The sequence below is a fragment of the Gilvimarinus gilvus genome (assembly GCF_030518155.1).
Classification (GTDB): domain Bacteria; phylum Pseudomonadota; class Gammaproteobacteria; order Pseudomonadales; family Cellvibrionaceae; genus Gilvimarinus; species Gilvimarinus gilvus.
The window spans coordinates 84,362-95,779 of record NZ_JAULRU010000319.1 but is presented as its reverse complement, the minus strand read 5'-3'; the positions used below and the strand labels follow the sequence as shown (position 1 = coordinate 95,779).

The window sequence follows — 11,418 nt, the reverse complement described above, 5'->3', positions numbered from 1 at the left end:
TGCCTTGGACAGTATGTACTACTCAATTTAACAGCGAGTCGTCCTCACCGATAAAAAACGGTTCATCGTCATCCTGCCCCGGATCAAAGGTTTCGTGAAAATTGACCACCTGATCGGCCACCTGATGAATTTGCTTGTGGTAGTTGGCCAGGTGGAATAAAGCCTCACCTTCGTGGATCAAAGGCAGATTTGTCAGGCCGATAACAATGGCTTCGGCTGGCGAGTAGACAGCGATTTGGTTCATACCTATAGGGTCAGATATATAAGCGAGCACGGTACGCTTTTTAACTTTAGCGCCCAGTTGCACCAACGGCCGCATAACACCACTGATGGGCGCTCTGACCCAGCGGCTGTCGTCGGCAATGGTCACATTGCTGTCTTTAGTTAAGCGTGACTTGCGCGGCAGCATATTCAGCTGGCGCATCACATTGATAATTCCCCGGGTGCCGGCACGTATACTGAACTCGTCGAAGCGCAGTGCTTCCCCCGCTTCATAGAGTAGCAGTGGTATGCCACGTTCTGATGCCGCCATGCGCAATGAGCCATCGCGCAGTTTTGCGTCGAGGACTACGGGGGAGCCAAACGCCAGAGCGAGCTCCTGATTTTCTTGCTGTGAAAGGTCAACACGAATTTGCGGTAAATTGGCGCGATGGCGGGCGCCGGTGTGAAGGTCAATACAATGGGTGCAGTGCTGCAGTATCTCATTGACCAGCGTGTGAGCCACGCGACCGGCCAAAGAGCCTTGTTGGCTACCAGGAAAACAGCGGTTTAGGTCGCGCCCATCCGGCAAATACCGGGACTGGTTTAAAAACCCGTGCACATTCACAACGGGTATTGCCATTAACGTGCCACGCAACTTGCTGAGCTCTTTGATGCCCAAAACTCGACGAATGATATCAACACCGTTAATTTCATCACCGTGTACGGCTGCGGTGACCAACAAACATGGGCCGGGGCGCTTGCCGTGGATAATATGTACCGTCAACCCAACATCGGTATGGGTGTACATGGCCGCCAGAGGGATGTCGACACTGCGGGTCTCGCCCGGCGCTATTTCTACTCCGCCAATCACCAGCGGCGTGTTTTTTTCACTCATCCCTTGCCTTTAGTTTTGTTGGCGTGAGGACGTGCATTCTCTTCGATAAACTGAACAATCGCTGCGGCCACATCTTTATTGGTGGCACCTTCAATGCCCTCGAGCCCTGGCGATGAGTTCACCTCCATGATTAACGGGCCGCGAGAAGAGCGCAAGACATCCACCCCCGCAACCTTAAGGCCCATAGTTTGCGCCGCCTTAATGGCTGTGCTGCGCTCGTTGGGGCGCAACTTAACCAGCTCTGCGCTGCCACCTCGGTGCAAATTGGAGCGAAACTCGCCCTCGGGTGCCGTGCGTTGCATGGCTGCAATGACTTTTGTGCCAATGACAAGGCAGCGAATATCACTGCCGCCAGCCTCTTTAATAAATTCCTGTACCAGAAATTCTGCGCGCAGCTCGCGAAAGGCTTCAATAACACTTTCTGCGGCTTTTGCCGTTTCGGCAAGCACCACGCCGCGGCCTTGGGTGCCTTCACACAGCTTAACCACAAGTGGCGCGCCACCGACTAACTTAATAAGTTCTTTGGTGTTGTGAACGTTGTGAGCAAAGCTGGTGCGTGGCATGCCAATGCCTTTGCGTGACAGTAATTGCAACGCGCGCAATTTGTCACGCGAACGCCCCAGCGCTACTGACTCGGTTAGGCAATAGACACCCATCATTTCGAACTGACGAATAACGGCCAGACCGTAGTGCGTTACCGATGCACCAATTCGTGGAATTACCGCGTCGAAGCCTACCAGTTCTTCCCCCCGGTACCAGATCGCGGGTTTAGAGGGGGTAATATCCATGTAGCATTTGAGAATATCAATGACATGGGGCTCATGGCCACGATCTTTACAAGCTTCTACAAGCCGGCGTGTGGAATACAACTTGGCGTTGCGTGAAAGTATAGCGATTTTCATTTAGTGTCCTAAGGAATTAGTGGTTTTGCCGCTTGAATTTGGATGATTAATTTGGCATTCCGGGGCCAGAATCGGCATCGCCTCCGCATAGAAAGGAGGCTTCTGGGTCGACGATAAATCTTCCCGCCATTGTATTGCGCCCCAATAACATACGAAACAGCATCGTTTCCCGGTTGGTTAATGTCATTTCTGTAAGAACAGTATGCCCACCGAGATTGACGGCGGTTTCTATCACAAATCGGTCTTCTTTATGCCCACCTGAGTCGGTGACGGTACGCTTGTCGAGTACTTTGGCCTCGCAAATACACTCAGGATCCAGTGCTTTTTGCTTCGGGTGCAATCCAAAACGCACCCAGGAGGTGTTATCGCGAATGACTTCTTCTACAAAAAATGCATGGATAGCTGAGGTTTTGGCGCCGGTATCTACCTTTGCTTTGATGGGTGTCGCAGTTAGATCGGGCAATAAAACCCATTCTCTCCAACCGATACATTCTTTTTCTGACATAGCTTACTCTCGGTTTAGCAATACATATCCACTGTAGTGGCTCTAGCTTGCAGGTCAAGGGCGAATAAATCAATTTATCTTCACAAAGCTGAATCAATAGAGCTCAAAGTATTGCCAGTAAAAGCTAGACGGAAAAGCTTTGTAATGTAGAAAAACTATGATAAATAGCCGTTGAGTTGCGGCGCTTGTGGTGCCGATCCTAGTTTTATCATCGTGAGAGGTATACCAATGGCTGAAGACCACGATACAGATATCCTTGAACCGGAAGAGTTCGATAGCGAAGTTCGGGAAACCTTGTCCCATAAAGACCAACAAAAACTTCAACTGGATATGCGCAGGCGCCTGGAAGAGCGTTTGGAGCGTCGGCGTTTGCAGGATCAACTCGGTTGCGATGACCTGAGAGAGTTAGACTACCTTTAACCGGGTATGCTCTATGCCATAAAGGTTGGAGGTGTAGAGTTGTGTTCGCTTTCGCGCGCGATTGTTAACGCAGCGTAGCTCCCTGCGCCTGGGAGGGCAGAGTGTTGGCTATGATTAGCGTTTTTAATGCGATAAAATCCGCCATATGCTATAACCTAGTATAAACAAGCGCACTTAACTCTCATGTAGGGCCACGAATGTCTTCAAGTTGGCAGCTCGAAAAAACGCTATTAGCTCTAGTGCTACTGACGGCACTGGCGATTTTGGCGCGAGAACGCTTGCTGCTTGAGACTTTAGTTGTAGAGCCCGGTCAAGGTTATGAGATTCGTCTATACGACGATCACGATGCCGGCGGCAGCAGCGAGGTGAAGCTATTGCCAGCGACTGAGGAAGGCTACCAGTGGCAGTGTGACCTAAAAGCGAGCTTTCTTTACCCGTACTGTGGTTTTGAGATTCGTTTGGTAGATGCCTGGCAGGGGCTTGATTTGTCGCGCTATCGCCAAATCGAACTTAACTTGGAATATTCAGGCCCCAATAAGACAGTCCGCCTGTTTTTGCGTAACTTTGACCCTCGTTATTCCCAGCCGAGCGATGACACCACCACCAAATACAACCAGGTTGAGTTTGCTGCCAACCCTGAGATTTATCAATATGAGTTTAGTTTCAGTGATTTTTTTGTCGCCAACTGGTGGTTGCTGGAAAAAGACATTCCGCCGAGGCTATCACACCCACAGTTTAATAATGTAACCAGTATTGATATCCAAACCGGATCGGCACATCAGGCGGGACTTCATCAATTCCGGTTAAAGCACGTCAAGCTGGTAGGGCAGCGGTTTGATACTGCCGATTGGTACCTTGGCATTATTCTGTGTTGGGCGGTGATCATATTGAGCTTCCTCGCGTTTCGGGTATATGTGCTGACGCAGGAGGTTCGGGAGCGAAAAGTCCGCGAGCACGAACTGCTGGAGGTAAACGCATTACTCGACTCGCGCAGTCAAGAGCTCGAAACTTTGGCAAAAACCGATTCATTGACGGGTGCTTTTAATCGTCAGGGCATTGAGGAGGCCATTAAAAACGGGTTATACGACTGGCGTCGCGATGGTAAGGCGCTGTCCATTGTTATGATGGATATCGACCACTTCAAAAGCATTAATGATACCTACGGTCACGGGGTGGGTGATGCGGTGTTGGCCGGAATATCGCAATTAGTACAATCGCACATCCGTAGCTCCGATCTGTTCGCCCGTTGGGGGGGCGAAGAGTTTGTTCTGGTTTGCCGCAATACGCGTATTAATTACGCCGCTCATATAGCCGAGAAATTCCGGCGAATGGTGGCCGAAAGTGAGTTTGAGCAAGCCGGTCAAGTAACGGCGAGTTTTGGCGTTGCCACTTTACGTGACAAAGGCGGTATCGATGAGTTGTTTAGATCGGCCGATGAGGCGCTGTACAGAGCAAAAGAGCGCGGCCGTAACCGGGTTGAATTGGCAGGCAGCTTATAGCAAACGTTAACGGCATTTAACGCTGACCAGCTCGCCATCCTCTAAGCGTAAAGCGCTCAAGCAGCCGCCCCAGACACAGCCCGTATCCAGTGCGGTAATATGCTCGGGTTCGGCCTGACCTTCCAGTGCAGCCCAGTGGCCAAAGACGATACGGGTATCGCCGCATAAATGATTCGGGTGATCGAACCAAGGCAAAAATTGTTCTGACTGCAAACCTGTAGGCGCCGATTTGTTGGTTAATTCCAATTCGCCTTCGGCGTCGCAAAAACGCATACGGGTTAAATAATTGGTGATAAGTCGAAGGCGGTCGTAGCCTATGTAACGGTTTTTCCATTTGTTGGGTTTGTTACCGTACATCTGCCCGAGAAATTCTTCGACATAATCACTCTGTAGAACCGCTTCAACTTCTCTTGCGTAAGCTTCGGCTTGCTCTAAGGTCCATATGGGGGGGATGCCCGCGTGAACCATGGTGTAACCCAGGTTTTCGTCAGTATGCAATAGCTTTCTATGGCGCAGCCAGTCAATCAGTATCGGCCCATCGGGGGCTTCGAGAATCGCATTGAGTGTATCGGCGGGGCCACTTCGCTTCTTGCCCCAGGCAACCGCCAGCAAGTGTAGATCGTGATTGCCCAGCACTGCGGTGACACAATGTCGAATAGAGTACAAATAGCGCAGTGTGGCGAGTGATTTGGGGCCGCGATTCACCAAGTCACCAGCGATCCAAAGCTGGTCTTGTGCCGGATCAAAGTTAATTTTTTTCAGCAACTTTTGCAGTGGTTTAAGGCAACCCTGGATGTCGCCTATGGCATAGGTGCTCACGATCTTCCGTTCCTGTCTATACTTGCGCTAGTGCAAGGCGCTGGGTTGGACCAGTGCGAATGCCGGGATAGTGGCATCGAACTCCTGCCCATCGGCTGCCCGCATTTGATAGCTGCCTTCCATTGTACCTGCAAAAGTTTGCAATACTGCACCACTGGTGTAGCGGTAATAACTGCCGGGCTCAATAGTGGGTTGTTCACCGATGACACCGTCACCACGGACTTCGCGTACTTGATCCTCAGCATCGGTAATGCGCCAGTAGCGGCTTAAAAGTTGCGCAGCATTGTCGCCGTGATTGTGAATGGTAATGGTGTAACGAAATGCAAACCGCTGGTGATCAGGTTGGGACTGTTCCGGCAAGTAGCCGGTCTCTACTTCAATTTGAATTTTGCTCATGTTGTTACAGTACATAGGGTTCAATGGCGTCGCTTAATGCGACAAAATCGGCAATGGTTAGGGCTTCGGCACGCTTGCTCAAGTCCACCGGCATAGACTCAAGCTGTAGTGGATCGCAAAAAGTTTTTAGCGCATTGCGCAACGTTTTACGGCGCTGTCCGAAGGCCGCTGTCACTAACTTTTCCAGCACCCCGACATTGCGCGCCGGGTGGGGCAAGGTTTTATAGGGAGTGAGTCGGACAATCGCCGAGTCAACTTTGGGTGCAGGGTCAAAGGAGCCGGGAGGTACGTCGAACAACCAGTCTATATTGCAATAATACTGCGCCATTACCGTTAGTCTGCCGTAGGCTTTAGTGCCAGGCTCGGCGGCCAGGCGTTTTACGACCTCTTTTTGCAACATGAAGTGCATGTCCTGCACGATATCGGCATAGCCAATAAGGTGGAAGATCAGAGGCGTCGAGATGTTGTAGGGCAGGTTACCGACAATTCGCAAAGGGCGATTGTCGTCCGCCAACTCGGCGAAATCAAATTTAAGTGCATCGGCCTGATGTAAGCTAAAGCCCGGGTGCTTCTCAAAACGTACTTTGAGCCAGGGTACCAGATCGCGGTCGAGCTCAATAACGTGCAGAGTTGTGGCGCTAGCGGCCAGCGGTTCGGTCAGGGCGCCCTGGCCCGGGCCAATTTCCACCACGATGTCATCGGGTCGCGGGTGCACCGAACGCGCTATTTGGTTAATAATATTGTGGTCGATCAGAAAGTTCTGACCGAAGCGCTTGCGGGCTTTGTGTGGAGCGCCCGGCGTAAAATTCTGTTTCACTGAGCGGACCTCGTGCGGGCGCGAGTCATGAATTGGGCGTAGGAGATAGCAGTATCGAGGCTGCCGGTGTCTGCTTTACCGGAGCCGGCGAGGTCGAGAGCCGTACCGTGATCCACCGACGTGCGAATAATAGGCAACCCCAGCGTAATATTGACTGCCTGGCCAAAGCCTTTGTATTTGAGCACTGGCAAGCCCTGATCGTGGTACATGGCCAGTACCGCATCGGCATTGTCCAGATATTTGGGTGTGAACAGTGTATCGGCCGGTAGGGGAGCCGATACATTGACCCCAAGTTGCCGGAACTGCGCCAGTACCGGTTCAATTATTTCGATTTCTTCACGGCCCATGTGCCCGCCTTCACCCGCGTGCGGGTTGAGCCCGGCCACTAAAATACGCGGATGGGCAATGCCGAACTTTTGTCTTAGGTCACCGTGCAGAATCTCGATAATCTCTCTCAACAGCGGCTGTGTGATTGCAGCGGCCACATCCTTTAGAGGTAAGTGGGTGGTGACCAGAGCGACGCGTAGCCCTTGCGTGGCAAGCATCATGACGACACGTGGGGTATTGGTTTTTTCCGCCAGATACTCGGTATGACCGCTGAAGTTAAAACCGGCGTCATTGATGACACCTTTGTGAACCGGACCGGTCACCAGTGCATCGAAATGCCCCGTTTGGCAGCCAGTAATCGCCGCGTCCAAGGTGTCGAGTACGTAGCGCCCGTTGGTTGGGTTCAGTACACCAGCCTGAGCCTGTGTGTAGAGAGATACCGGTAATACGTGCAACTGCCTCGCGGTGGCGGGCTGTGTTGCGTCGGTGACACCGACTTCTTTTATCACGACATCCAGATTGAGCTGGCGAGCCCGGTCTGCCAACAGCGCCGGGTCACCTATAATCACCAGCTCATCCTGGCGCTTATGCGAAGCTAGCCATAGTGCGAGATCAGGGCCAATACCGGCCGGTTCGCCGGGGGTAACGGCCAGGCGTTGCGGTGTCGTCAACCTTCCAAATCCTTATTTTTGATGTCGATATAAGCGTCTTCGCGCAATTCGATTTGCCATACTTGCAGTTCTTCTTCAAATCGGCGCTCACGCATCATTTGCGCGGCTTTGTTGCGAATTACCACATCGCTCATATCCTCTTGACGGCGATCGACCACTTGCAAAATATGCCAGCCGTATTGGCTTTTGAATGGTTCGGTAATTTCACCAATTTCGGTTTTAGCCATGGCGTTTTCAAAAGCGGGTACAAACATGCCGGGGTTGGCCCAGCCCAAATCGCCGCCCTCAAGCATGGAACCAATATCTTCGGAGTTCTCTCGCGCCATGTCAGCAAAGTCGGCACCATCAATAATTTGTTGACGAATTTTCTGGAGCTTTTCCTGGGCTGTGTCATCGTCCAAAATTTCGCTGGTTTTCAGCAGAATATGGCGAGCCTTGGTTTGTTCAACCAACTGCTCTCCGCCACCGCGCTGTTCAATATTTTTCAACAAGTGAAAGCCAGCACCGGAGCGAATAGGCTCAGAAACCTGACCAACGTCCAAATTGCTCACCACTTCGGCAAAGAGTTCGGGCAATTGCGCCAGTTTGCGCCAACCCAAATCGCCACCATCAAGCGCGGTCTGATCATCCGAATTGGCGATTGCCAGCTGGCTAAAATTAGCGCCATCTTGCAACTGCTGGTACAAGTCTTCGGCGGCCGCGCGGGCCTGAGCAATATCCTCAGCCGATGCGGAGGATGAGGCGCTGATGAGAATGTGGCCTAGGTGGTAGTCCGGGGAGGTGGCAAACTTACCGTCGCTGGAGTCGAGAAAGTTATTAATTTCCTGCTCGGTTACCCGAATGCGGTTGGTGACGATGCCTTGTTGTACTTGGTTAAGTAAAATGTCCCGGCGAATTTTTTCGCGCAGGCTATCTAGCGTAAGACCATCCTGCGACAGACTGGTAGCCAGCTCGTCCATATCGCTCATGCCGTTGTTGCTCATGATTTGCTGTATGGTGCCATTGAGCTGCTGATCCGATACTTCCATGCCGTAGCGCGAGGCTTCTTCCAACTGCAGTTGCTCCAGAATGAGGGCGTCAAGGATTTGCTTGTCCAGCACGCTCTCTGGCGGCAGCTGGTCGTACTGACCTTCCAGCCTCTGCATAATTGAGTTTTTGCGTTCGTTGAACTCACTTTCCAGCACGACACCGTCGTTTACTACGGCTATCACCTTGTCCAGTACTTGGGTTTCGGCGAAGCTGAGGCTGGCAACGCTCAAGGCGATCAGTCCCAATGCGCGGGTCAGAGGCTGGCACAGTCGTTGTTTTGCGAATGTTTTTAAAGGCATAGATGTCACTGATTTATTGGAGGTTATCTTCACGTTCGGCATAGCCGGGTATAGTTTTGCTCAGTAAGCTGCCAACCCGGTCGCTGATGCTGGCCAGTCCCTTGAGTTGTAGATCGATAAAAAAGCCCCGATCGTAGTCATCATTGGTGACGGTTTCCAGCTGGTTGCCACTGTTGTAATCAAAATTTAGCCACTTGCGCCACATCATACGTACACGATAGCAGCAGTCGTTGTATTCGAACCCGGCGTAGGTGTCGAGTTCCAAATCGAAGGTAAAATCGTAGTTTGCCCGACCAATTAGGCTCCAACTGCCCGTGAGCGGAATAAAGGCGCCGACATCGAGCTGATCCAGACTGCGATTGTAAACTAAGTCTGGGTCTGGGTCTGCGCCTGACGCCCGATCATCAACCTGGCGTTGGTAGCGGTAGGTGGCACTGATTAGGCGGTCACTGGCGTCACTGTACTCTACCGAGGCGCTAGCGCTGGTGAGCGTGTGGTCATTTTGGTCATAAACCAGGTCCGAACTCAGACGAAAACGTTCGGATGCCCGTGCGCTGATTCGGCCCACGTACTCGGAGCGGCGATAACTAAATGCTTCACTGGGCGACTCGGGGTTAAGTACCACTTTAGGGGTTTCGAAGCGGTAGATTTGCCCCAGGCTGAGCGCTAAATGCTCTTCACCGGTACGGGCTGAGATAAAGCGGCTGGTAAGGCCTACACTGAGCTGATTGGCGTCGTCAATTCGATCCAGGCCGTTAAAGCGCGATGTGCGAAACAGCTGGTTGTAATCCATCCGGAATAATCGGGTATCGAAGTTGAGCGCTCGGTTACTGTCGTTGAGAGGAGCGTAAAGCTCGGATTGATCATCATACCCATTGTAGAGATAAAACAATCTGGGCTCTAAGGTTTGAATCAGCGGTGTGTCGCCAAACTGTGACCAGCGCTCAAAGTAAAGCCCCAAATCCAGACTGGCGTGGGCGGCGGTCACTTCAGGGCTGGTGTTGTAGATGCTGTCGCCTGCGGCTGCCGACGTATTTTTGACCGCGGCCTGATCCAGCTGATAGCGCAAATCTCGCACACCAATGCGGGGCGTGGCATAGCCCCACTGCCAGCGTTTAGGCAGTGCCAGGCTAATGTCAGAATGCAATCTATCACCGACCACTAAAGTGTTAGTGGGGCGTTGGTAGTAGCTGGTGAGGTCAAATTGCGAGTAGTTACTGTCAATACTTAGCTGCCAGTCACCCCAAGAATAGCGGCCATTGGCGTAAAGGTGGGGCAGCTCTTTATAAGGGCGTTGCGAGCTTTCATTGAGATAGCGAACCTCATTGGCACTGAGGCCCAGATTCCATATGTCGCCACTGTAGGTTATCTGGCCAAACTTACGTATATTAGCTGCGTATTCCAGGTCAGTTGAGCCGCTCGTTATATCGCGCAGATAGTCAACGTCACTCAAGTCCGTGTAGTCGATGACGGTTTTAATCCGTGACTGCGCGCCACCGGTTTGATTGAGCTGAACGAGCCAGCGGTCATCGCCTTTGTGTGGGTAGGCCTCTTCCTCGGTCAGTTCACCATTAGCGATGTCGTTTTCGGCCTGACGATCGTAGCCGCCTTTATCGTCCGCTAAAAAGCCTGCATCAAGTTCCGTTTCAAAGTAACTGGAAAGGTGACGCAGGTTGACGTCAAGCAGATTGCCGCGTTTTTCCATATAGCGTGGGGTAATGGTCGCGTCCATCTGTGGAGCGATATTCCAGTAGATGGGTTGAGCGTATTCAATACCGTTGCGCGAGCTTTCACTGAATGAGGGAAATAGCAGGCCTGTTTGGCGTTCATCGCCAATGGGGAAAATGATATACGGGATATACAGTACAGGAATATCGGCTATTTCCAGTCGGGCGTTTTTAGCGGTACCGTAGTTACTCTCTGGGTGCAGAGATAGCTCCCTGGCCTTGAGTCGCCAAAAAGCATTATTGGGCTCGCAGGTGGTGAAATCGCCTCGCTGCATTTTCAACAGGCGCTCGCCAAATTTTTGCAGTTTACCCGCACTGCCACTGACCCGGTTCTGGTGCAGTACAAAATGCGCGTTATCGACACTGACATCTTCACTGGACGTTGACAGCTCGGCCCGGTCAGCGCGAATTAACAGCCCTGCTTCGCGTACCGTGACATTGCCTTCGAGTGTGACCTGTCCTGTCCTTTGATCGACCTGGGCGCGCTCTGTTTGCAGCAGGCGCGGCCCTTGCTCTAAACGTACCTGACCGTTCAGCTCAATAATTCGGCTGCCTTCGGCTTGAATATCGTGCGCAGTTGCAGAAATGGGCGTTTGCTCAACCGGCAGAGCGTCTGCCGGCGGGGAATAAGGGTCTACGAAGGTGCCACAGCAGCCGGCCGGCAGCTGAGATTTTTCTATGTCGCTCAGCTGTTCGGTGTCGACCCAGTCCAGTTCAGCGGCAGAATTCGTGTTGGATTGAGCGCTGGCAACCAGCGAAGCTATTGCACAGCAGGCCGCCAAAAAGGGCAGGAGCTTACGGCGGTGTCTGCTGTGTGCGGTCATTCTTGGTTCTCGGCCTTTCAATGTGCCGGCAATTCTACTGCATAAAGGCACCTCTAGACCAATTGTTACGAGGATTGTAATTTGGTG

11 protein-coding genes are annotated in these 11,418 nt (G+C 52.1%); 2 read left to right on the top strand and 9 right to left on the bottom strand.

What is annotated here, in order from left to right; genetic code table 11:
* Window positions 1–22 precede the first annotated feature (22 nt).
* Genes QWI17_RS05395 through QWI17_RS05385 form a run of 3 tightly spaced genes read right to left on the bottom strand, consistent with a single transcriptional unit; the run spans window position 23 to window position 2,503 of the window.
* Window positions 23–1,096 carry a succinylglutamate desuccinylase/aspartoacylase family protein gene (locus tag QWI17_RS05395; RefSeq protein ID WP_302721492.1) on the bottom strand — a complete coding sequence of 358 codons (1,074 nt, stop codon included), beginning with the start codon at window positions 1,094–1,096 and terminating at the stop codon, window positions 23–25.
* Complete coding sequence (rimK, locus tag QWI17_RS05390; RefSeq protein WP_302721490.1) at window positions 1,093–1,998, bottom strand: 30S ribosomal protein S6--L-glutamate ligase; 906 nt, start codon at window positions 1,996–1,998, stop codon at window positions 1,093–1,095. Before rimK ends, QWI17_RS05395 begins: the two co-directional genes overlap by 4 nt.
* Window positions 1,999–2,044: 46 nt before the next feature.
* The gene (locus QWI17_RS05385; protein WP_302721489.1) at window positions 2,045–2,503 is read right to left on the bottom strand and encodes an ATP-dependent zinc protease family protein; all 459 of its coding nucleotides are present in this window, start codon (window positions 2,501–2,503) and stop codon (window positions 2,045–2,047) included.
* Between the two features lie 228 nt (window positions 2,504–2,731).
* Here QWI17_RS05385 and QWI17_RS05380 point away from each other — a divergent pair, with 228 nt between their 5' ends.
* Both QWI17_RS05380 and QWI17_RS05375 read left to right on the top strand, forming a co-directional pair.
* Window positions 2,732–2,923, top strand: a complete 192-nt coding sequence (locus tag QWI17_RS05380) for a PA3496 family putative envelope integrity protein (protein ID WP_302721488.1) — start codon at window positions 2,732–2,734, stop codon at window positions 2,921–2,923.
* 197 nt (window positions 2,924–3,120) lie between these two features.
* Complete coding sequence (locus QWI17_RS05375; protein WP_302721487.1) at window positions 3,121–4,422, top strand: GGDEF domain-containing protein; 1,302 nt, start codon at window positions 3,121–3,123, stop codon at window positions 4,420–4,422.
* Window positions 4,423–4,428: 6 nt separating this feature from the next.
* Here QWI17_RS05375 and QWI17_RS05370 read toward each other — a convergent pair whose 3' ends face one another.
* The 6 genes from QWI17_RS05370 to QWI17_RS05345 are packed head-to-tail and all read right to left on the bottom strand — an operon-like array spanning window position 4,429 to window position 11,331.
* On the bottom strand, window positions 4,429–5,241 hold the full coding sequence (locus QWI17_RS05370; protein ID WP_302721486.1) for a symmetrical bis(5'-nucleosyl)-tetraphosphatase: 813 nt from the start codon (window positions 5,239–5,241) through the stop codon (window positions 4,429–4,431).
* Between the two features lie 27 nt (window positions 5,242–5,268).
* Window positions 5,269–5,637, bottom strand: coding sequence for a Co2+/Mg2+ efflux facilitator ApaG/CorD (apaG, locus tag QWI17_RS05365; RefSeq protein WP_302721485.1), 369 nt, complete (start codon window positions 5,635–5,637; stop codon window positions 5,269–5,271).
* A gap of 4 nt (window positions 5,638–5,641) precedes the next feature.
* The gene (gene rsmA, locus QWI17_RS05360) at window positions 5,642–6,454 is read right to left on the bottom strand and encodes a 16S rRNA (adenine(1518)-N(6)/adenine(1519)-N(6))-dimethyltransferase RsmA (protein WP_302721484.1); all 813 of its coding nucleotides are present in this window, start codon (window positions 6,452–6,454) and stop codon (window positions 5,642–5,644) included.
* Complete coding sequence (pdxA, locus tag QWI17_RS05355; protein WP_302721483.1) at window positions 6,451–7,452, bottom strand: 4-hydroxythreonine-4-phosphate dehydrogenase PdxA; 1,002 nt, start codon at window positions 7,450–7,452, stop codon at window positions 6,451–6,453. Before pdxA ends, rsmA begins: the two co-directional genes overlap by 4 nt.
* The gene (locus QWI17_RS05350; RefSeq protein ID WP_302721482.1) at window positions 7,449–8,780 is read right to left on the bottom strand and encodes a peptidylprolyl isomerase; all 1,332 of its coding nucleotides are present in this window, start codon (window positions 8,778–8,780) and stop codon (window positions 7,449–7,451) included. The genes pdxA and QWI17_RS05350 overlap by 4 nt, the downstream gene beginning before the upstream one ends.
* Before the next feature lie 13 nt (window positions 8,781–8,793).
* A complete protein-coding gene (locus QWI17_RS05345; RefSeq protein ID WP_302721481.1) occupies window positions 8,794–11,331 on the bottom strand; it encodes an LPS-assembly protein LptD in 2,538 nt (845 codons plus the stop codon).
* Between the last annotated feature and the right edge of the window lie 87 nt (window positions 11,332–11,418).

Coding starts and splice junctions, on each gene's coding strand:
- QWI17_RS05345 (WP_302721481.1), bottom strand. CDS start 11,331: ATGACCGCACACAGCAGACACCGCCGTAAGCTCCTGCCCTTTTTGGCG.
- QWI17_RS05350 (WP_302721482.1), bottom strand. CDS start 8,780: ATGCCTTTAAAAACATTCGCAAAACAACGACTGTGCCAGCCTCTGACC.
- rimK (WP_302721490.1), bottom strand. CDS start 1,998: ATGAAAATCGCTATACTTTCACGCAACGCCAAGTTGTATTCCACACGC.
- apaG (WP_302721485.1), bottom strand. CDS start 5,637: ATGAGCAAAATTCAAATTGAAGTAGAGACCGGCTACTTGCCGGAACAG.
- QWI17_RS05375 (WP_302721487.1), top strand. CDS start 3,121: ATGTCTTCAAGTTGGCAGCTCGAAAAAACGCTATTAGCTCTAGTGCTA.
- QWI17_RS05395 (WP_302721492.1), bottom strand. CDS start 1,096: ATGAGTGAAAAAAACACGCCGCTGGTGATTGGCGGAGTAGAAATAGCG.
- QWI17_RS05380 (WP_302721488.1), top strand. CDS start 2,732: ATGGCTGAAGACCACGATACAGATATCCTTGAACCGGAAGAGTTCGAT.
- QWI17_RS05385 (WP_302721489.1), bottom strand. CDS start 2,503: ATGTCAGAAAAAGAATGTATCGGTTGGAGAGAATGGGTTTTATTGCCC.